Genomic DNA, 20,704 nt, shown 5'->3' with positions numbered 1-20,704 from the left:
TCCGCTAGGAACACGGAAAAACCTCACGGTACTTCTCCTTCAACATGGCGAATACATTGTGGGGAACATAGCGGCTCACCTGGCCCTCCCAGCCTTCCGGCCCAATCAACCCTTTCACCATGCTGGAGGACAACTCCGCCGTATCCCGGGGAGGCATCAGGAACACCGTACAGACCTTGGGGGCCATATCCGCATTGATATGGCGCATCACGCGTTCATACTCGTAATCCTGCGTGGAACGGATGCCGCGCAGCATGAACGTGGCCCCGTGTTCATTGGCAAAATCCACCAGAAAGCGGTTGTGGAACTCGGCAATGCGCACATCCGGCATGTCGGAAAGCGCCACCCGCAGCATATCCATGCGCTCCTCATGGGAAAACGTATAACGCTTGTCCGGATTATCGCCCATGGCCACAATCAGTTCATCAAACATCCTCGCCCCCTGCCTGATCATCCATAAATGACCGTTGGTCAGAGGGTCGAAACTACCGGCATACACGGCGATGCGCTTCATTCGTGCCATCCTATACGCCCACCGGAGGAAAATACAACCCTTTTCCATGCGGCGGAACTTTCCTTCACGTCCAAACCCGCTCTTTTCCGGGGTTCCCTGCCTGACAAGCCAGCAGGAACGTATCAACCCACGGCACCTGCCGCCTGCGGCACGAATACGTGGCGGCCTTCCTCCCGGCCCACCGGAATGAAGCCGTACTGACGGAAAAAACGGTCCACGCGGCGCGGGGAAGATTTTCATCCCCCGGCTTGTCAAGAGGCCGTATTTTTTGCATCATGTTTCTCCGTTATGCAGAAACGACGCGTTGTCATCCTGGGGTCCACAGGTTCCATCGGAACCAGTGCCCTGAAAGTCGCCCGGGACATTCCGGACAGAATGGAAATCGTGGGGCTGGCCGCAGGAACCAGCGTGGAGGCGCTGGCCCGCCAGGCACGCGAATTCAACGTCCGCAACGTATGCATTTATGACCCGTCCGGAGCTGCCGGTCTGGCGGCCTCCCTCCCCGGCGCGCAGGTGGAAACGGGAGAAGAGGGGCTGTGCCGCCTGGCGCAGCTCCCGGAGGCGGACATGGTATTAATCTCCATCGTGGGAACCGCCGGGCTCAAACCCGCTCTGGCCGCCATTGAAGCAGGCAAGGACCTCGCCATCGCCAGCAAGGAAATCCTGGTCATGGCCGGGCAAATTGTCATGGAAAAAACCCGCCGGGCCGGTGTGCAGGTGCTTCCGGTGGACAGCGAGCACAACGCCATTTTCCAATGCCTGAACGGCAGCCACGGCGGCCCGGAAGCCGTCTCCCGCCTGATTCTGACGGCATCCGGCGGCCCCTTCCGCACCTGGAACAGGGAAGATCTGGAACACGTCACGCTGGAACAGGCCCTCAAGCACCCCACCTGGAGCATGGGCCGCAAAATCACCATAGACTCCGCCACCCTGTTCAATAAAGGGCTGGAAATGATTGAGGCCCGCTGGCTCTTTGACGTCCCCATGGAAAAAGTGGACGTCATCGTCCACCCGCAGAGCATCGTGCACTCCATGGTGGAATACCGAGACGGCACGGTGCTGGCCCAGATGAGCAGCTCGGACATGTGCTTTCCCATCCAGTACGCCGTCACGTGGCCGGACCGCGTTCCCAACTCCCTGAAACAGCTCAATTTCTCGGAAATCGGCCGGCTGGTGTTCGAGGCCCCCCGCACGGACGTCTTCCCCGCCCTGGACCTGGCGCGCAGGGCCGGAGCCGGCAACAGCACCCTGGCAGCCGTTTACAACGCCGCCAATGAAGCGGCGGTAAATGCCTTTATCCACGGCCAAATCTCTTTCCCCGGCATCTGGAAACTGGTGGAGGCCGTCATGGACGACCACACCCCGGCGGATCCCTGCGGGGAACTGGCCCCCATTCTGGAAGCGGACCAATGGGCCAGGAGGCGCGCGGCGGAGCTGCTCCCATCCTTTTCCCGCCCCTGCTGACGCCATGACCGCCCGGACTCCCGCCGGAACGCCGCCCCCGGCCGCGCGCATCACCATTCTGGATATCCTCCGGGCCCTGGCCCTGCTGGGCATCGTCATCGTCCACACGCACGACCACTTCAACCTCTATCTTCCCATGCCCCCGGCGGAAGGATGGCAGGCTGCGGCCAACAGTGCGGCGGACTGGGCCTATGAACATCTCTTTGTCAGCAAATCCTTCCTGCTCTTCTCCTTCCTGTTTGGCCTCAGCTTCTTCATCCAGCTGGACAGGCGGGAGCAGCAAGGAATCGACTTCCGGAAACGCTTCATGTGGCGCCTGACGCTCCTGTTCCTGCTGGGGCTGGCGCATACCCTGTTCTATGACGGGGACATCCTCACCCTCTTCGGCATTCTGGGCTTTGCCCTGGTCATGCTCTACAAATGCGGGACACCCCTGCTCATCACCCTCTGCGCCCTGTGCCTGCTCCAGCCGGTCATGCTCATGGACCTGCTGAACCATGCCGGGCTGGCGGACTGGTGGCCCCACTCCTCCGGCTGGTTCCATACGGCCTCCCCGGCTGCGAGCCCCACGCGGGAATTCCTGTACGCCCACGGCAGCTGGGGCCAGGCGGCCCTGTGGAACCTGACGCAGGGACAGGCGGGCAAATGGCATTTCTTCCTGCTCAGCGGCCGCCTCTGGCAAACGCTGGGCCTCTTCATCCTGGGCATGCTGGCGGGCAGATGGCGCACCTTTGAAGACGCGCCCGACAAACGCCGCCTGTTCCTGCGGATGCTGGGAATCTCCGGAACCCTGTTCCTGGCTCTGCTGGCGGCGCGCCTGTTACTCCCCTCCCGGCTGGACTCCGCGCTGGAAGTGGACGCAGGACACCTTCTGCACCAATGGGAAAACCTGGCCTATACCGCGGCTTTCGTCTCCGCCGCCGTCCTGCTGTTCACCCATCCCGGCCTCCCCCTGCCTGCCAGACTGCTCAGCAGCGCCGGCAAATGCACGCTGACCTGCTACATCACCCAGACGCTGGTCTTCACCTTCCTCTTCTTCGGGTGGGGGCTGGGCCTGGCCCAGGACATGGGGCCGTGGCCATGCCTGTGCGCAGCCGTTGCCGTCTTCCTCCTCCAGGCCTGGGCCTGCCGCCTCTGGCTAAGCCATTTCCTGTACGGCCCCTTGGAATGGCTCTGGCGCACCGCCACCATGTGCCGCATGCAGCCCTTCCGCAAGCGGATTTCCCAGAAAAATTGAGATATTACTCTCCTTCTTCCTGTTCAATCCCGGTTTCTCCGAACGTAGGAGGAATCAAACGCACAGCCTCCTGCGTCCGGTCCGGAAAGAAACCATTCCTTTCGTAAAAAGGAACCTTTTCCCTGCAGGAAGTGAGAACTATGCGCAAATACCCGGCATAGCGTCTTTTGCACATACCCAGCAACCACGAACCGACACCGCATCCCTGGTACCTAGGGATGCACCAGCAGATAATGGACATAAGCCGTCATGGTTCCGTCATCCATGGCGGCTACCAGCCCCGCCAGTCTGCTCCCATCCCAAGCGGAGAACACTGCCCCGTAATGGCGCAATGCCTTCGCCAAGCGTTCCGGATGGTTTCCGGATTCCCATTGAACTGAAAGAAACAATTCCTCCAGCGCCTCCGGGGAAAATTCCCTAGTATCATTATAGAAAAGAGCCATGGAAAATCATCTGCCCGTAAAAAAGGCTTTCCACCCTTATAAGGGTGGAAAGCCTGAAAAAGAAAAAAATGCCGTCTTACTCGTCATCCTCCGCGTCAAAGGCGGAATCTTCGGAATCAAAATCCTTATCCAGGTGGGCGGTGAATTTCTTCACGCGCTGCTGGGCGGGGAGCGGGGAGAGCACCATGTGCATGGTGTTGCCGGCCAAACGCGGGGCCTGATCCACCTGCGCCATGGTCTTCATATCCGCGATGACTTTGTTGAAGACGTCGTAGCCAAGCTCCTGGTGGGCGTTCTCACGACCGCGGAAACGGAGCTGGAAGCGGACCTTGTGGCCATGGTCCAAGAAGCTTTCCGTACGGGCCATTTTCACATTATAGTCATTGGTATCCGTACCGATGCGGAGCTTGATTTCCTTAAGCTTGACGGTTCGGCTCTTGTTGTTTTTCTGGAGCTTGGCCTGCTGGTATTTGTACTTGCCGTAATCAACCACGCGGCATACGGGCGGATCGGCATTGCCGGCCACTTCCACCAGGTCCAGACCCAGAGCCTTGGCTTTTTCCAGCGCGTCGCGCGTGTTCATGACGCCCAGCTGGTCGCCGTTGGCAGTCACTACCCGCACGCGGGGCGCGCGAATCCGTTCATTGATCCGAGTCTGATCGCCGCGGTCACGGCGGCGATTTCCGTCATTATTCTTCGTTGGCTTGGTTGGCACGTCCGGATACTACTAAACTAAAAGGAATAACTTGGCAACTCAAATCACGGGAGAAATATGACGCTCCGCGATTTCCCGGGCTACGAGGTCCGCGAATTGCTCAAAGGGCATCGCGCCCAGATCCCCCTTGTCCCGGTGGCGGACGGAGACGGTGCCGTCTTCCGCCTCCCGCTGGCCGAGCACCAGCATGTAGGGAACGCGGTCCAGACGGGCATTGCGGATTTTGGCGCCTATTTTGTCCGGCGTTTCGTCCACCGTGACGCGCACGCCTCTGGCGGCCAGGGCGGTTCGATGCGCGGCGGCCACGTCCGTCACCTTGTCGGAGATGGGAAGCACGCGCACCTGTTCCGGGGAAAGCCAGGTGGGGAATTTGCCTTCAAAGTGTTCAATCAGAAGCCCCGTGAAGCGTTCCATGGAGCCGAAGGGGGCGCGGTGCACCATCACGGGCCGGTGCGGCTTGTTGTCCGCTCCGGTGTAATGGAGGTCAAAGCGTTCCGGCAGGTTGTAGTCCACCTGCACGGTTCCCAGCTGCCATTCGCGGCCGATGGCGTCGCGCACGATGAAGTCGATCTTGGGGCCGTAGAAGGCGGCTTCCCCAGCTTCCTCGCTGTAGTCCGCCCCCAGCCATTCCGCAGCTTCCCGCAGAGCCTGTTCCGCTTTGTCCCAATTTTCCGGAGAACCCACGTATTTGTCGCTTTCCGGGTCGCGCATGGAAAGGCGCACGCGGTAGTCCGTCATGCCCAGCGTACCGAAAATGGTTTTCACGATGCCCAGGCACTGGCGGATTTCCCCGGCAAGCTGGTCCGGCGTGCAGAAGATATGGGCGTCATCCTGCGTGAAACCGCGCACGCGCGTCATGCCGCCCAGCTCTCCGCTCTGTTCCCAACGGTACACCGTGCCGAATTCCGCCAGCCGCACGGGAAGGTCCCGGTAGGAGTGGGCGTCATTCGCGTAAATCTTGATGTGGTGGGGGCAGTTCATCGGCTTGAGCATATAGCCCTCAATGGTGCCGGTGGCCAGGCCGTTGAACAGTTCCGCGCAGGAAGCCCCCTCCTGGCTGAGTTTTTCCATGGCGTCCCGTTCTGGGATGGGCGCGTACTGGCTTTCCTGATAATACGGGAAGTGTCCGGACGTGCGGTACAGGTCCAGCTTGCCGATGTTGGGCGTGTACACCTGGGAGTAGCCCAGCTTGTCCAGCTCTTCCGTGATGAAGTCCTGCAGGGAACGGCGGATGAGAGCCCCCTTGGGCTTCCAGAGGATGAGCCCCTGCCCCACGGATTCGTCAATGCAGAACAGGCCCAGTTCGCGGCCCAGTTTGCGGTGGTCGCGGCGCCGCGCCTCTTCCAGCCGTTCCAGGTGTTCGTCAAGCTGGGTGCGGTTCGGGAAGCAGGTGCCGTAAATGCGCTGGAGCATGGGGCGGTTTTTGTCCCCCTTGTAGAAGGCGCTCGCCACGCTCATGATTTTGAATGCCTTGCAGTTGCCCGTGCGGCCCACGTGGGGACCGGCGCACAAGTCCGTAAAATCCCCGTTGCGGTAGAGGGAAATCTCCTCGTCTTCCGGGATGTCGTTCAGCAGGTCAATCTTGAAGCGGGAAGGCTCGCTGCGGGGGCCCAGGGCGCCCAGCTCCCCGGATTCCGCCATCTTCATGGCATCCGCGCGGGAAATGACTTCCTTCTGGAAAACCTGGTTTTCCTTCACCACTTTTTTCATCTCCTCCTCAATGCGTTCAAAATCCTCTGTGCTGATGCGGTGGTCCAGCTCCACGTCGTAATAAAAACCGTTATCCACGGCAGGCCCGCCGGCCAGCTGGGCATCCGGCCAGAGGCGGCAAATGGCCGTAGCCAGAACGTGCGCGCAGGAGTGGCGCAGCCGTTCCAGATCAGACATCTGTTGGCGTTCTTCAAGAGTCTTTCTTTCCTTGTGTTCGGACATACGCGCATCAGTAAACCTCTCTTAAACGCTGTTGGCAAATGCAAAAAGACCTTCTTCCCGAAAATTCAAGGCATGAACGCCGCGGGAAAGCCCTTTCCTCCGGCTTTCGGATTCTTCTTCCGGAACGCATCCTTTCCCCCCTTTTTGTTCGCTTTTCCCCGGAGTCCAGGGTTGTCCGCCCTGCGGCAACGGCCGCGTCAACATTCCCAACGAATGATTTACACCCGCAGCCGTTTATGCCATAGTGGCGGCCAGCGGTCATGAACATCCTCCCCCTCTCCCTTTTCTGCCTCTGCCTCTGCTGCGGGTTTTCCCGGGGCGGCCAGCCGCCGGAAGGCGCTCCTGTCCGTTTCCGGATCAATATGGATCAGGCTGCGGGAAACAAGGCTCCGTCCACGGGCCCCGTTCCGAACCAGAGCACGCCGTTGAACGCGGCCAAACTGCTGCTCCGCGCCCTTCAGGAAAAAACGGACTGGAAACACGAGCCGTACAAGTCATTGCCCGCCACTTCCCCCTTTGTAAGCCAACTCAGGCTGAAAAGCATCCTTTCCCGCATGGAGGCGGTCCAGGGGTATGTCACCGGAGCGGCCCCGGAACGTCCGCCCTTTGTGGATGAAGACTCCATCATTGCTGAAGGCGACCTGGCGATGGCCTACATCCTGCTGCCGGACAAGGCCAACCCGTACGTTTATGCGGCCACCGCCGTGGCCCTGGTGAAGAAAGAAGGCCAATGGAAGGCCTCCCTGACTCCCGGAAGCTTTGACAACACATTTCTTCCCTTTGACGACGGCATCCGTGAGAAAGCGAAAAAAATATCCTCGGAGGCCAAGAAGAAAATTTTCGGCCTCGCCCACCAGTACTCCGTAGCCGCCGTTAAAGCCGCCCTGGAACATATCAAGCGTTTCCGTCAGGAAAACGTCAGGGGAACAACGGACGACGAACTCAAGAACCTGCTCATCCGGGCCGTGAAGGGGGATGACCCGGCCCTCATCGCCGCCCTGCTCGTTTCCCCGTATTATACGGAATCCGCCATTACCCAGAGCGCACGCCTCATTCCCGTGGTCAAGGCCATGCGCCTCCAGGACAGAAGGGAGGAAAACCGCTATATCCAGCCTACCCACCTCAGCTTCATGACCTTTCCGAATACCATCCTGGTTCCCCTGAGCCCCCATCCGGACGACCAGATGGCCCCGAACAGCCGTGAAGAAGACCAGCAGGAGGAAGCCAATAAAAACAACGCGAAGAAGAACGGCAAGGACATCCACAGCATCGGAGCCATGACCATCCTGCCGCCGCGCATGAGCATGCCGGACATAGACAAACCCGCTCTCATTTACCGCTATGCGCTGGAAAAAACCAAGGATCCCACAGACGGCCTTCCCGTCTTCAAGATGAACCTGACGGACGCTTTCGCTTCCTGGAATCTGAAACCGGACGAATCCACCACCGCCCGCATCATGGCGGATTTCCATCGGACGTATCCTCCGCTGTCCTTTCCCACACCGGAAGAGGCCGTAACCGCCGCCGGCCGCGCCCTGGCGAACCGGGACAGCCTGGCCATGATGCGCATGCTGGCCCCGTCCAACTTCGCCTCCGTGAAGGAATTTGAAGACGCGCTCTCCCAATTGAAAACAGTCATGGGAAGGATTCCCACCCCGCACACCGGGGTAAGGGAAAAAGACGTTCCCGAAGTCAAAGCGGCGTATATTCCCGCCGCCAGAGACGGCTGCGCCGGAATCAAGGCCACCATCGGCGTGCGTACAGCAGTTGGAAATGAATTCTCCGTCAACAACCTGCACTTCATCCAAACGGACGGCGGCTGGATGCTCGCCGGGGCCGATGCGGAACAGCCGCTGGAACTGGAGGCCCCCAAGGCTCCCTGATCATATCCGTCCCGGAACGCCATGCCTTCCTAAAAACCTTTTCATTACCACACCATGATGAATCTACCGATACGGCCTCGCCGCAACAGAAAATCCGCCAACATCCGGGGCCTTATCCGGGAAACCTCCCTTTCCCCGGAACACCTCATCTATCCCGTCTTCGTCCATGAAGGGACCGGGAACCAGCCCATCCCCTCCCTGCCGGGCTGCACGCGCTGGAGCGTCAAGGGACTGGTGGAAGAAGCCAAACGCCTGATGGATCTGGGCATCCGGACGCTGGATCTTTTTCCAGCCATTCCGGATGAGAAAAAAACGCCGGACGCCTGCGAAGCCTGCAACCCTGACGGCCTCATCCCGCGCACCATTTACGCGCTCAAAAGCGAAGTGCCGGGCATCACCGTCATGACGGACGTAGCCCTGGATCCCTACAATTCCGACGGCCATGACGGCCTGGTGGAATTCCGCTCCGACGGAACGATGGAAATCCTTAACGACGATTCCGTGGAGGTTCTCTGCCGCCAGGCATTGTGCCACGCGGATGCCGGGGCGGATATCGTCTCCCCCAGCGACATGATGGACGGCCGCGTGGCCGCCATCCGCGCCACCCTGGATTCCGAAGCCCTGGACGATGTCTCCATCATGGCCTATACCGCCAAGTACGCCAGCGCTCTGTACGGGCCGTTCCGCGGAGCTCTGGAGAGCGCACCCAAGGAAGGGGATAAAAAAACCTACCAGATGGATCCCGGCAACATCCGGGAAGCCCTTAGGGAAGCGCAGCTGGATGAAGCTGAGGGAGCGGACATCCTGATGGTGAAACCCGCCACATTGTATCTGGACGTTATGGCCGCCATGCGGAAGCAGGTGACCCTTCCCATAGCCGCCTACCATGTCAGCGGGGAGTACCTGATGATCAAGTCCGCCGCAGCTTCCGGCTGGCTGGATGAACGGGAAACAGTTCTGGAGACTCTAATATCCATCCGGCGCGCCGGGGCCGATATGATCCTTACGTATTACGCCCCCCAGGCCGCCGAATGGCTTCAACAACGCTGACGCCGCACGGCCACCGTACCGGAGGTGGACGTACGGGTCAGAACACCGCCCTCCGCATGTCCACCTCCACGAAAATCATTGTCGGCATCGTGATCGTCGTCGTTATGGCGCTCACTTCCTTCTGGGGTGTTTACGCTCCTTCTTTTTCGGAAGCCTATATACTGCCCGTCCAGATGACGGCGGCTGACGGAACACCGCTTGGCGACTTCCAGTGCCGTCCTGTACCCGGGGAAAACGGAAAGACGCTCCTGGTCTTCCGGGATGCGGATTTCCTGCGCCAGACTACGGGCGGCATGGTGCATTCCAAAATCATCCTTTCCTACAAAGGCACGCCGTTCTTTGAAGGAATTGTCCCCGGTCCCATGGAGGCCATTGAAATTCCCTCCGGCAGCCTTCCTCCCCCCTTACGGGAACTCCGGCATCACTAAGCCCCCCCCCCCCCGGGAAGACGGCCTGTTATGGCATTGTTACTGAAAGGGCGCAGGTTTCTCTATACAACAGGGGAAATATTGTGGTTTTATAGAATCAAACGATGAGTGATTCAGCCTATACCATTCTGATTGCGGAGGACGACGACAGCATCAGGCATGCCCTGACGGACGTTCTGACCGCATCCGGCTACGAAGTGCTGGCTCTGGAAGAAGGCCTGGCCGCCATCCATGCCGTGCGGGAACGCAATTTCGACCTCGCCCTGCTGGACGTGGCCATGCCGGGCGCGGACGGATTCCAGGTGCTGCAGGTCATGTCTGAGGAACGCCCCGGAACGCCTGTCATCATGCTCACGGCCCGTGGAGAGGAGGAAGACCGCGTGCAGGGGCTCAAGCTGGGGGCGGACGACTATATTGTCAAACCGTTCAGCATCCGGGAACTGCTCGCCCGCATCGAGGCCGTTCTGCGCAGGTCTCCGGAACGGCCGCGCCAGCTCCGGGAAATCAGGATCCCCGGCGCCACCCTGGACAGCGCCAACCGCCTGATCACCTTTAAAGACGGGAGGGAAACCTCCCTGACCGCGCGGGAATTCGAATTCCTCACCTATATGGCCACCCACCCCAACCGCGTTATCACGAGGGACGAACTGCTCCGGCGCGTATGGGACGTGGACCCGCGCCTGACGGATACGCGCTCCGTGGAAATGACCGTCATGCGTCTCCGGGACAAGCTCGGGGCCGCCTCCGCCTCCCCCCTGGAGACGCTTAGAAGCCAGGGCTACCGCTGGAATTCATCCTTCGTTTCCTGATCCGTGAACCGGCGCATACGCATCATTCTGCTGGCAATCAGCCTGCTGCTGGTCATCGGCACGCTCGGATGGCTCACCCATGTTCTGCTGGTGCAGGCGGAAGAAACAGGCCATTCCGAACAGCGTATCAGGGTGGAAGCCCTGGCCCATGAAGCCAAGCTGGAAATGGACCGCCTTCTGACCTCCTTCATCACATTCGAACAGGCCCGCGGCTATTTTGAATACCAGCCCGTTTACGCCTACAAACGCCCCTATGACCTGAGGATGGGCGCCCCGGCCCCCGGAGAAGCAACCCGTGGTTCCAATCTCGCCGCCTACCTGCCGGACTACGTTACAGCCTTCATTCAGATTTCCCCTGCCGGGCGCGTAACCGGCCCCGCTCTTCCCCCGGAGCTTGCCGGGCGGCTGAATGAACAGAAGGACCTTTACCAGCGGCTGAACGGCAAGGTCTCCTCCCTTACCTCCGTTCCGTCCAGCGGAAACCTCTGGACGGATATCCGGAATGAAATTCTGCATGAATCTCCGGAACCGGAGCCAACGGTATCCGGCTCTCCGGCACAAGTGGAAACTGTCACTTCCTTCGTTCCCGTGGAAGACGGAGGGAACCTTTACATCCTGCGCCAGGTGCACACCAGCCGCGGCATTTATTTGCAGGGGGCCCTGATGAACATGGACAATCTGAACAGACGCCTGCCCGGCCAGGTAAAGATGCTGCTTCCCCACAGCCGCCTGGCAACCTTTAACCCGTCCTCCCCGCCCCCGGAGGAACCCCGGCAGGCGGGCGCACTCCCCTTTGCCAACGCCCCTCTGATTTTCCTTCCGGGAGACACCGGAGCCGTTCCTCTCCAGGACCACAAAAAAATGCTGACCTGGACGCTCACCCTCATCTGGAGCATGGTGCTCCTGGGTGCGGCTGGGGTCATCTGGCTCATGCTGGGAACCTTCCGCCTGGAACAGCGCCGCGGGGACTTCGTCTCCGCCGTCACCCATGAACTCCGGACGCCCCTCACGTCCTTCTCCCTGTACACGGAAATGCTGGAAGACGGCATGGTGCCGGAACAGAAAAAGCCGGAATACTATGCCAACATGCAGCGGGAATGCCGCCGTCTGGAACACCTGATTGAAAACGTACTCTCCTACTCCCGGCTTCAGCGGAACGCTATTCGCCGCGCGCGGGACACGCTCACCTGTCAGGAGCTTTTTGAACCCATTGCGGAAAAAATAGAACGCCGCCTCCGGGAGGCGGACATCAGCTTCTCCTTTGCCCTGGCCCAGCCCATCCGCATCCTTCCTATTCATACGGATGCCGTTTCCGTAGAGCAGATTATGGACAACCTGACTTCCAACGCCATTAAATACGCCAAGGGGGAAAACGCCAAAGTCCAGCTCACCGTCCAGGCGGACCGCCACAACATCGTCATCCGCTTCCGCGACAACGGCCCAGGAATTTCCCCGAAAAACCGCAAGCTTGTCTTCAAGCCCTTCCGGCGCACAAAAGACGCTACCAACAGCCGGAAACCCGGCGTAGGCCTGGGGCTGGCGCTGGCAAGGGATACGGCACGTTCCCTGGGGGGAGACCTGAAACTGGAATTCGGCACCCTGGGGGGAGCCAGCTTTCTGCTGACGATTCCCAAATCCTGAACCTGCCAGCGGGACAGCCGGGAACCAACCGGAATTCGCCTCCCGGTCCGTACGGAAAAACCTTCCTGGTTCCTCCCCTGCCTTTCCCGGACATCCCTGTAATATCCCGTCCGGGATGCTATGCGCTTGCCTTCCCGTGACGGATATGTGACATTGAACCGCAACGCACGGACAGGGGAAAACTTTCCGCTTGCTTCCCTTCCGGCGCGGCGGAACGAACAAACGCACGGACATGCCATCATGAGCAAAAGGATTTTGATTACCGGAGGCGCCGGCTTCATCGGCTCCCATCTCAGCGAACGGCTTCTCAGGGAAGGCCATGAAGTTATCTGCATGGACAATTTCTTCACGGGCAGCAAACAAAACATCCTCCACCTGACGGATTATCCCGGATTTGAAGTAATACGCCATGACGTTACCGTTCCCTATGTCATGGAAGTTGACCAAATCTACAACCTGGCCTGCCCCGCCTCTCCTCCCCATTATCAGTTTGACCCCATCCACACAATGAAGACCTCCGTGCTGGGCGCTCTGAATATGCTGGGCCTTGCCAAACGGTGCAAGGCCAGAATCCTCCAGGCCTCCACCAGCGAAGTATACGGAGATCCCATGGTCCATCCCCAACCGGAAACCTACTGGGGAAACGTCAACCCCGTGGGCGTCCGCTCCTGCTATGACGAAGGCAAAAGATGCGCGGAGACCCTGTTCATGGACTACCGCCGCATGAACGGGGTGGACGTTCGCATCATCCGCATCTTCAACACTTACGGACCGCGAATGAACCCTAACGACGGAAGAGTAGTCTCCAACTTCATCGTCCAGGCGCTGAAGGGGGAAGACATCACCATTTACGGAACGGGCAAACAGACCCGGAGTTTCCAGTACGTGGACGACCTGGTGGAGGGGATGGTGCGCATGATGGATACGGAAGGTTTTTCCGGCCCGGTCAACCTGGGTAATCCAGAGGAATTCACCATGCTGGAACTGGCAGAAAAAGTCATTGAAATGACAGGCTCTTCTTCCAAAACAGTATTCCGTCCTCTGCCCTTGGACGACCCGACCCAACGCAAACCGGATATTCGGCTGGCAAAAGAAAAGCTGGGTTGGAAGCCTCATATTACGCTGGAAAAAGGGTTGGAAAAGACCATCGCCTATTTCCGGAGCATTCTCTAGAAATAAGGTAAGTCAATCTCAGCGGCTGCTGACAAAATTTCTATTGCATGCCGACAGCCCGGAAATTACGGGGCCATTCATTTACCGGGGGTGCGGCATGCCAAACAGCCGGATATTACCCGTTTTTGACTGGCTCCGAAAGAACGGCTCCGCTAGCATAAGATGTTATGGAACATGCCAGCAACAAGGAAATCTATTCCGTTCAGGCAACCGTCCGCACTTACGAAAGCGGTGCGAATGGCCTGATGAAACCGGAAACGGTTCTGCACTGGTTTCAGGAAATAGCGGAAGCCCATGCCTCCTGCCTGGGTTTCGGCTATGATTTCGTAACGTCCCGCAGCCTGGCTTGGGTGGAAGTGCGCATGGATGCGGCCGTCAGCCGCCTTCCCCGGTGGAAGGAAACGGTGGAACTCCGAACCTGGACGGCCCAGGAAACGCCTCTGCTGGCGCGCCGCAACCTGGAAATCAGGGATGCCCAAGGCAACTGCATCGTTGCAGCAAGCTGTCTGTGGGCTGTCATTGACATACGCCGCAGGCGTCCTGTGCCATTAAACAGGCATATCAGCTCTTTCCCGGATACCCCATGCAAAGAAACGGTGGCTCCGGTATCCATGGACATTTCGGGACTTCTGCCGATGATCAGGGAATGGACGGCGGAACGCCGGGATACGGATTTCAACCGCCACATCAACAATGCCGCCTACCTGGTCTGGGCTCTGGACTCCCTTCCGGACTCCTGGCTAAAGAACCACCAACTGACGGGAATTCACCTGCATTTTAGAAAAGAAACCCATGCGGGAGATTCCATGAAATCCCTGCTGTTCTTCCGGGACTCCCTCACCACCCACCACCTCATGCACGGAGATGAACTGCGGGCGGAAGCGGTATTGGAATGGAAAACCGCTGAAATCGCATAAAAAAGGCCCTATTGCTCGCGTTCCGTTCTTTTCCGGCTCCGGACAGCGGAGAGGGCTTCCGGAAACATTTGGCGCGTTTTTACAGATTTGAGGAGAGGATGAGGCGTTTCACGGGAGGGGACGAGGGGAAAAAGGGCCATGGCTTCCGTGGGGACGGCGCATTCTTTTTTCTTGCCGCTGTTTTGTTTTTGGCCCATCCGGGCCGCCCCAAGGGGCTTTCCTCAGGCAACAGAGCCGCTCCGAAGTTGTTCCGGAGCGGCTCTGGAGGGTCAGGAGGAAGGCCTTTCGGGGGTGGGGCCCCCTCCTTGTGTTTTCTTTCTTGTTAGAAGTCGTAGCGGTAGCCGACGCTTCCGTTCAGTGCGCTGGACCCGTCACGGATGTCCGCGTTCCCGTTCACGTAGATGGTTCCCTTCGTTCCTACAGGCACGCTCAGTCCGGCTCCCAGCTGCAGCGCCGTCGTTCCCTCTTTCGCCCCCCTCACGCTTTGCGCAAAGCCGGGGTTGCCCAGCAGAGAGACGTTCGTTTCCCCTCTCCGGTCTCCCAGGTCCTGCGCCGCGTTTACTCGGATTTCCGCCAGCGCTTCTCGTCCGAAGATGTTGCTGCCCACCAGGCCCATCCACCGGCCGCCCAGCGCCAGCGTCCCCGTCGTCCAGTCCTGCCTGCCGACGTTCAGGCCCGCGTTGCCCGCACCCGTTTCCTCATAGCCGTCCATCCGCGTCGTCACCACCGAGGCGTTGAACAGCGGCTGCAGCACGCTGCTGCGGTTTTCGTTGAGGTATACGTCGTAGGTGAGTTCATACATCGCTCCAAAGCCCCACCCGCTGGTGCTTCCCTGCGTCCCGTAGCTTCCTTCCCCATAGTTGACCGTACGGTTGAGTTTCGCGTCGTTCCACCCTCCCGTCAGGATGAGCGTGTGCGCCCAGCGCCTGTCCTGGTAGCGGCCGAAGAGGCTGGCGTAGTAGCTGTCCAGGTGCCCGTCGGCGCTGTCCGCCGCGCCGGCCGTCAGGTCGCCGTAGCCGGCCGTGAAGGCCGCTCCCACCGTGAGGCGGTCGCTGAGGTCCGCGTCCATGCCTACCGTGCCTCCCCAGGTGGTGAGCTGGTAGCCGCTTTCATCCCCGCGGGTGTCGAGCTTGGCGTAGGAGCCCGTGCCTTCCATCCACATGTGGAAGCGGGGGAGGTCGTCGTTGACGTAGGCCGGGTTGACGCCCATGAGGGTGGTCCGGTTCCTGATCCAGCCCATCTGGTCGCGCAGGGCGTCCCTCTGTGCCGTCCCCAGCGCGTTGACCGTGCTCCCAGCCACTGCTGCCAAAGCCCTGGATGCCCCCGCCAAGTCGGGATTATCTCCCGTAATCATGGTGCTGATGGAATGCATCGCCTGCCCAAGCTGGGAAGTGGCATCCAGATTATTTTTTGCCTCCCACAGAAGTTCGGAACCTGCTCCGGAATTATGGGAATTCACCGCAGGCGTAAAAATATTGTCCTGCTGCACCGTGGCATTCAGCACAATATGATTGCCCTCCCGGCTCATGGTCGCATCCTTGTAATAAACGGCAAACAGGCCGGAAGTCCCCACGGATATGGATTCCCCCTCCGTCAGTCCGTCAATCGTGTCCGCTGTCATCAGCACCACGCCGTCCAGGTTGTCATACGTTCCCAGCCCCGTGTTGCCTTCCATGTTGGCAAGAGAGAATCCCGCCCCATTTCCAATGGTGATGGAATCCGCCGTCAGCATAGCGGAGCCGAAAGGATCAGACGCACTTAAATTATAAACGAATTCCGTCGTAGAGCCGCTTTGAAAATCAATGCTGCCGACGTTTAAGGAGGTATTGGAGTCTCCGGCCTCATGCCCAATGGCTTCAATACGCAGGGTGCCGGCAGAACCTACTGCAACATTACGGTAATCAAGCGCAGGGGCGGCAGAAGTGCCTTTTAATACCAGCGTCCCCCCTCCATGAACGCCCAGGTCATACGTAGAGCTTCCTGTCTGCATTACCTGGGTTACGCTGCCGGATACGTCAATACGTCCCTCTCCATCCAGCGTACCGGAGAAAGAACCGTTTCTGGCGGAAGCGGAAGTGACAGACAGAGTGCCGCCGTTCAACGCCAGCGTTCCGGAACCGGAGAGGGACTGGATGGATTTTTCCCCAGTCCCGGACAGACCCAGCGTTCCGTTCAGCGTCACGGAAGTTCCGGACAGGCCGGCTTTCCCCGTCAGGGAGAGGGCGGAACCTTCCTGAATATTCAAACTCCCTGCTCCGGAAATGGAGGTCGCCTGGTCCAGGACGGAATCTCCGGCGGTCTTGAGTGTTCCCCCCGCAGCAATCTCCAGGGAACCGCCTTCATCTTCATCCGACAGAGTGGCTGTGACAGTCCCACCAATCACGGTACGCGCAATTGCATCTGCAGAAGCGGAGGCCAAAGCCAGCGTGCCGATGTTGTTGACGCTCCCGTTCAGAACCAGTGTGCCTTCTTTGGCAATCACTGCATTGGATGTACTGACACTCCCATTCAATACCAGCGTCTTTTCTCCTGTTTTGACCAGGTCCGCACCGTTTCCGTTTACGATAAGATTTCCGTTAAAAACGGAATCGTCCAAATCGTTGGCCAGTTCAATATTCAAGGAACCTTCTCCGGCGACATTCACTGCCAGATTGCCAGTAGCGCTGGTGCCGGAGGAAAGATGACGAACGATGGTCTTGTCCGTATTAGATGCGGGAACATCAAAATTCAGAGAAAGATCCTTATCAACAATCACCTGGGCATAGGAATTCAAAGCCGGAATTTCCGTCACTGAGGAACCGTCTACGGAAGCAATGTAAATCTGGTCCGTTCTTCCGGAAATGATAATGTTTCCTCCATCCACTCCCTGGATGCCGAACCCCAGGCTTTCCAGTGTGGCATTAAACGTAAGATGCTGGTTGAGCCACGCCACCAGACCGCTGTCCGGCAATCCGGTAATCGTCCCGTCTGTCAGCAGGATACCGACAGAATCCAGTTCGCGCATGGCAATCAGGATATCCGTATCAATATCCATGTGCAGCGTGAGATCGGAAGAATCTCCGCCTAAGGAAACAGTCCCCGTAGCCGCATCATTGAACTGAATCAGACTTTTCTGGTCTCCGTCAGAAGCATACGTGGTATTTTCCACCCCCACATGCAGGGCATTATTCCCCGTCAGCGTCAAATTTCCCGTCAGGCCGGTAATGGCCGTTCCCGCCGTGGTGGTATTGATGCCCCCCACTTTGTCGCCGGACAGGCCTCCCAGGTCAATGTCCCCGGAATCAGCCTCCGCATTTACGGTTACGCCGCCCGACGTGGCGTAGGCCCCGGCATGTTGCAGCCCTCCTTTGGTAATAGCGACATTATTGGCAATCGCCTGTCCGTTCATATCCAGGATGGAACCGCCGTTGACGAAAACATCGCCAGTTCCCAAGGAACCGGCGCCCAACGCCTTCACTGTGCCGCCGTTCAGCGTAGTTCCACCCTGATAATCGTTGGCGGAGTTCAGTTCCAGAGCAGAGGAACCTGCAGACCTGTCCACCACCAGAGCCCCTGCTCCGGTAATCTGCCCTGTCCAGGAGCCGGAAACCTCTCCATTGCCCAGCTGAACCGTGCCGCTGGTAATGGTGAGCGTTCCCGTCGCGCTATTGTCCTGCGTTAGCACCAGCGTTCCGGTTCCGGCCTGTTCCACCCTGGCGTTCAAGGCCCCTTCTGCGCCTACAGTGGCGTTCATCAGTATAATATCGTTGGTATAGGAGAATTTAAACTGGCTTGTCCCTCCATCAGCCTTCAAAACCACTCCATCCCCGAAAAGCTTTCCATCATTCAGAACTGCCTCCGTATTGTTGCCGAATGCCCAGGTAAACAGGGAATCACCCGTGTGGGAGAATGCTCCCTGGAACCCGGTCATATCTCCCGTCAAATATGCGAACGCATTGCCCAGAGCCGTGGTCATGGTGCCGGAACCGGTAAACGCCCCGCCAAAGTAATAGGAATTTCCGCTTCCCCCGTTCAGATAGGAACCTTTCTCCAGAACATTGATTGCTGCCATGACGGCGGTATCCGCCGAATTGGCGGTTCCCAGCCAGAACCCGCGTCCATTCAGGGTTACCGTTCCTCTTCCCATACTGGCAGCAGTGGCAAACTGAAGATCGCGGGCATCATTCGTATTTCCCGGATTATTGTTCAGTCCGGTCGCCACCAATTCCCCGGTAAAGGAAGAATTATCTCCGGAAATATAAAAACGGGATTTGGCAGCCTGGTTGTCCAGCTCAATCCGCCCCGCTCCGCTCATGCCGTTGATGACGATATTGGCGTTGTCTCCGGTCGATATTCCGTTAATGGCGCTGGAAATGGCAAGCGTTCCTCCTGCATTTACCGTGACTCCCGCAGAAAACTTCGTTTGAACACTGCCGGAAGTAATGGACACGCCTCCTTCATCTACTGTCAGGCCCCCCGTATACACGGCGCCGCCGAGAGTCAACACACCGTTCCCGGACTTTTCCAAGTTCAGAGCCTTGTAATGATCCGCGGAAGCCCAGCTTACGTTATTACCGTTGGTATCCACCTTCACGGAACTTTTGCTCGTTGTGGAAATCTGCCCGGAAATATCCGCCGTTACCCCTGTTCCATACCGGAGGGTACCGCCGTCAAATGCCAGATCACCTGTGCCTAAAGCGGCATCATTCCCCATTTCAAGCGTTCCACCCCCCAAAATGACCTTTCCGGCATAATCAGCATTATCCATATTAATGGTCAGCTTGGCACTGCCGGTCTTCTCCAGATTACCGCTGCCTTCCAGAGCACCTCCTTCATCTGCGGCATTCCACACATAATCCGTCGTATCCGCCTGGACCATCATGATTGAGGGAGAGACAACTCCATCAATGGTTACTGTTTGCAGAGAACTTCCGTCAATATCTCCCATGACCACTCCGGAAGCATTATTGTACACACCTTCATTTTTCCACGGTGAAGAAGCCGGAGCAGTTACAGACCATATCCCGTCGCCGCCTTTCCATTCAAGCAAAGCCACCTGCTCCACAACCAGGGTAAGATTATTGTTTTCCGTGCTCCATGAACCCAGAAGATTGTCGCCCAGAACGAAAGAGCTGGCAGGGACTCCCTCTACGGAACCCGCATGAACCAGACTGTAGGAACCCTCCGTCCAGGCTACGCCTTCCATCGTTTCCTGCCCCAGAAGCAATTCACTGCCCACGGTCAGCGTTCCTGTTACATTAAGCAAATATGATCCGGAAGCCGGAAGAGCGGAAAAATTCAGGAGAGACGTGTTTCCCAGCGTCAAATTCCCCGTAATGGTCCCTGAAGAACCCAGTGTCAAAACGCCGGCATTCGCAATGCCAAGCGTCCCTCCGTTCATGTTCAGGACAGCGGCATTGGAAAGGCTGACACTGGCAAACCGCGTGGCAGCATTCACGTTCATGCCGGAAGAACCGCTCACGGCCAGGGCATTGTTATAAACAGCATCGTGCTGGGCCGTTATATTGCCGCCGTTTAAGCTGACCGATCCGGACCCCAAAGCCGCGGCATTGTTCAGTTGAACGGTCGCCCCATGGGAAATGACCCAATCAGCCGTCATGGAAGACTGGGCAGCCGTATTCAGGATAAGGGTTCCCGCAAAACCGTCCGTCCCCACCGTCATCGTCCTGGCTCCCGTTCCAGCCATTCCCAGACCACCGTAAATATTCATGGTCTTGCCGGAGGCAATGTTAAACAGGGCGCTGGAGTTGAAAACAACTCCGTTCCATACCTGGCTGGCAACTCCCAGAGAAAAATCCCCGCCTATGTCAAACAGCGTATACCCTTCTCCTCCATCACGTAAATTAACGGTGCGGTTGGAGCCGTTGCTTTTGGAAACGCTGAATCCATCGGAATTATCCGTAACGGTTATTCCCCCAAGTGAAAGCGTATTGAAAGAAGCCTGGAGAGCCTTGACCTGCCCCGTCATGCTACCCGCATCAAAACGCATGCTGTTTGTCGCCGTTCCGGCCCATGTTGCCGACCAGTTGCTGCTGCCGTAATCCGGAGTCCAGTTAGTATTTAAATGAACATCCACCGTCCCCCCCAGCCATGTATAGGTTTCCGCAACGGCATGCGGTGAGGAAACAGCAGCCATGCAGGCAAGCAGGGAGGACAAAAGACTTAAAGGGAGGTGCAACTTCATAGTTTTTAAAAGGGCGTACGTGAAATTCCTCCCAAAACTGACAGGAGGCTTTTTACCATCATTAGCGGATTAAAAATCCTCCTACAAGCTTAAACATTGATTCCGTAGGTGTTGCGCATCATCCAGAAGAGTATTTCCATGCTTTATCTGGTCTGGAATCAGGGGCATCCATCGTTCTATCCTTATCAGTATAAGCAAACAGGCGGGGCAACTCTGGTATATTGGCCCGGTTCCCATTACACGGCGAATTTTTAATCCGCTTTACGAATTCAAGCGACTGCGGTGAAAAAACTATTTTAATAAAAATCATTCCA

15 protein-coding genes are annotated in these 20,704 nt (G+C 58.1%); 9 read left to right on the top strand and 6 right to left on the bottom strand.

What is annotated here, in order from left to right:
* Nucleotides 1–4 precede the first annotated feature (4 nt).
* Nucleotides 5–514, bottom strand: coding sequence for a pantetheine-phosphate adenylyltransferase (gene coaD, locus AMUC_RS09285; RefSeq protein WP_012420770.1), 510 nt, complete (start codon nucleotides 512–514; stop codon nucleotides 5–7).
* Nucleotides 515–802: 288 nt separating this feature from the next.
* Between coaD and AMUC_RS09280 the strand changes: the two genes are divergently transcribed.
* Complete coding sequence (locus tag AMUC_RS09280) at nucleotides 803–1,978, top strand: 1-deoxy-D-xylulose-5-phosphate reductoisomerase (RefSeq protein WP_012420769.1); 1,176 nt, start codon at nucleotides 803–805, stop codon at nucleotides 1,976–1,978.
* Between the two features lie 4 nt (nucleotides 1,979–1,982).
* Nucleotides 1,983–3,215 (top strand): DUF418 domain-containing protein, encoded by a 1,233-nt coding sequence (locus tag AMUC_RS09275; protein ID WP_012420768.1) that lies wholly within the window; start codon nucleotides 1,983–1,985, stop codon nucleotides 3,213–3,215.
* Between the two features lie 4 nt (nucleotides 3,216–3,219).
* On the opposite strand, the gene AMUC_RS13145 is transcribed toward AMUC_RS09275, so the two are convergent.
* The 4 genes from AMUC_RS13145 to thrS form a co-directional block, all read right to left on the bottom strand.
* Nucleotides 3,220–3,390 (bottom strand): hypothetical protein, encoded by a 171-nt coding sequence (locus tag AMUC_RS13145; protein ID WP_343122564.1) that lies wholly within the window; start codon nucleotides 3,388–3,390, stop codon nucleotides 3,220–3,222.
* A 37-nt stretch (nucleotides 3,391–3,427) separates the two neighbouring features.
* On the bottom strand, nucleotides 3,428–3,658 hold the full coding sequence (locus AMUC_RS12895; protein ID WP_012420766.1) for a hypothetical protein: 231 nt from the start codon (nucleotides 3,656–3,658) through the stop codon (nucleotides 3,428–3,430).
* 76 nt (nucleotides 3,659–3,734) lie between these two features.
* Nucleotides 3,735–4,373 carry a translation initiation factor IF-3 gene (infC, locus tag AMUC_RS09265; RefSeq protein ID WP_012420765.1) on the bottom strand — a complete coding sequence of 213 codons (639 nt, stop codon included), beginning with the start codon at nucleotides 4,371–4,373 and terminating at the stop codon, nucleotides 3,735–3,737.
* Between the two features lie 39 nt (nucleotides 4,374–4,412).
* Nucleotides 4,413–6,305 carry a threonine--tRNA ligase gene (thrS, locus tag AMUC_RS09260; protein ID WP_012420764.1) on the bottom strand — a complete coding sequence of 631 codons (1,893 nt, stop codon included), beginning with the start codon at nucleotides 6,303–6,305 and terminating at the stop codon, nucleotides 4,413–4,415.
* Between the two features lie 260 nt (nucleotides 6,306–6,565).
* Between thrS and AMUC_RS09250 the strand changes: the two genes are divergently transcribed.
* The 7 genes from AMUC_RS09250 to AMUC_RS09220 all read left to right on the top strand — a co-directional run bounded on the left by AMUC_RS09250 (nucleotide 6,566) and on the right by AMUC_RS09220 (nucleotide 14,206).
* On the top strand, nucleotides 6,566–8,188 hold the full coding sequence (locus AMUC_RS09250) for a hypothetical protein (protein ID WP_012420763.1): 1,623 nt from the start codon (nucleotides 6,566–6,568) through the stop codon (nucleotides 8,186–8,188).
* A gap of 57 nt (nucleotides 8,189–8,245) precedes the next feature.
* Nucleotides 8,246–9,238: a porphobilinogen synthase gene (hemB, locus tag AMUC_RS09245; protein WP_031931218.1), complete on the top strand. Its 993-nt coding sequence runs from the start codon at nucleotides 8,246–8,248 to the stop codon at nucleotides 9,236–9,238.
* Nucleotides 9,220–9,666: a hypothetical protein gene (locus AMUC_RS09240; protein ID WP_012420761.1), complete on the top strand. Its 447-nt coding sequence runs from the start codon at nucleotides 9,220–9,222 to the stop codon at nucleotides 9,664–9,666. Before hemB ends, AMUC_RS09240 begins: the two co-directional genes overlap by 19 nt.
* 104 nt (nucleotides 9,667–9,770) lie before the next feature.
* The gene (locus AMUC_RS09235; protein WP_012420760.1) at nucleotides 9,771–10,475 is read left to right on the top strand and encodes a response regulator transcription factor; all 705 of its coding nucleotides are present in this window, start codon (nucleotides 9,771–9,773) and stop codon (nucleotides 10,473–10,475) included.
* A 3-nt stretch (nucleotides 10,476–10,478) separates the two neighbouring features.
* Nucleotides 10,479–12,116, top strand: a complete 1,638-nt coding sequence (locus AMUC_RS09230) for a sensor histidine kinase (RefSeq protein ID WP_012420759.1) — start codon at nucleotides 10,479–10,481, stop codon at nucleotides 12,114–12,116.
* A 240-nt stretch (nucleotides 12,117–12,356) separates the two neighbouring features.
* Nucleotides 12,357–13,289: a UDP-glucuronic acid decarboxylase family protein gene (locus tag AMUC_RS09225; RefSeq protein WP_012420758.1), complete on the top strand. Its 933-nt coding sequence runs from the start codon at nucleotides 12,357–12,359 to the stop codon at nucleotides 13,287–13,289.
* Between the two features lie 167 nt (nucleotides 13,290–13,456).
* Complete coding sequence (locus AMUC_RS09220) at nucleotides 13,457–14,206, top strand: acyl-[acyl-carrier-protein] thioesterase (RefSeq protein ID WP_012420757.1); 750 nt, start codon at nucleotides 13,457–13,459, stop codon at nucleotides 14,204–14,206.
* Nucleotides 14,207–14,528: 322 nt separating this feature from the next.
* Here the strand turns inward: AMUC_RS09220 and AMUC_RS09210 are convergent, their stop codons facing one another.
* Nucleotides 14,529–20,390: an autotransporter domain-containing protein gene (locus tag AMUC_RS09210; protein WP_012420756.1), complete on the bottom strand. Its 5,862-nt coding sequence runs from the start codon at nucleotides 20,388–20,390 to the stop codon at nucleotides 14,529–14,531.
* Nucleotides 20,391–20,704 lie beyond the last annotated feature (314 nt).

The organism is Akkermansia muciniphila ATCC BAA-835, from assembly GCF_000020225.1.
Lineage (GTDB): Bacteria > Verrucomicrobiota > Verrucomicrobiia > Verrucomicrobiales > Akkermansiaceae > Akkermansia > Akkermansia muciniphila.
Note: the sequence above shows the minus strand (reverse complement) of the source record. Positions and strands in the feature narration are given on the sequence as shown.

Excerpts from the sequence above, each read along its gene's own strand:
- coaD (WP_012420770.1), bottom strand. The coding sequence starts at position 514 with ATGAAGCGCATCGCCGTGTATGCCGGTAGTTTCGACCCTCTGACCAAC.
- AMUC_RS09280 (WP_012420769.1), top strand. The coding sequence starts at position 803 with ATGCAGAAACGACGCGTTGTCATCCTGGGGTCCACAGGTTCCATCGGA.
- AMUC_RS09275 (WP_012420768.1), top strand. The coding sequence starts at position 1,983 with ATGACCGCCCGGACTCCCGCCGGAACGCCGCCCCCGGCCGCGCGCATC.
- AMUC_RS13145 (WP_343122564.1), bottom strand. The coding sequence starts at position 3,390 with ATGTGCAAAAGACGCTATGCCGGGTATTTGCGCATAGTTCTCACTTCC.
- AMUC_RS12895 (WP_012420766.1), bottom strand. The coding sequence starts at position 3,658 with ATGGCTCTTTTCTATAATGATACTAGGGAATTTTCCCCGGAGGCGCTG.
- thrS (WP_012420764.1), bottom strand. The coding sequence starts at position 6,305 with ATGTCCGAACACAAGGAAAGAAAGACTCTTGAAGAACGCCAACAGATG.
- AMUC_RS09250 (WP_012420763.1), top strand. The coding sequence starts at position 6,566 with ATGAACATCCTCCCCCTCTCCCTTTTCTGCCTCTGCCTCTGCTGCGGG.
- hemB (WP_031931218.1), top strand. The coding sequence starts at position 8,246 with ATGAATCTACCGATACGGCCTCGCCGCAACAGAAAATCCGCCAACATC.
- AMUC_RS09240 (WP_012420761.1), top strand. The coding sequence starts at position 9,220 with ATGGCTTCAACAACGCTGACGCCGCACGGCCACCGTACCGGAGGTGGA.
- AMUC_RS09235 (WP_012420760.1), top strand. The coding sequence starts at position 9,771 with ATGAGTGATTCAGCCTATACCATTCTGATTGCGGAGGACGACGACAGC.
- AMUC_RS09225 (WP_012420758.1), top strand. The coding sequence starts at position 12,357 with ATGAGCAAAAGGATTTTGATTACCGGAGGCGCCGGCTTCATCGGCTCC.
- AMUC_RS09220 (WP_012420757.1), top strand. The coding sequence starts at position 13,457 with ATGGAACATGCCAGCAACAAGGAAATCTATTCCGTTCAGGCAACCGTC.
- AMUC_RS09210 (WP_012420756.1), bottom strand. The coding sequence starts at position 20,390 with ATGAAGTTGCACCTCCCTTTAAGTCTTTTGTCCTCCCTGCTTGCCTGC.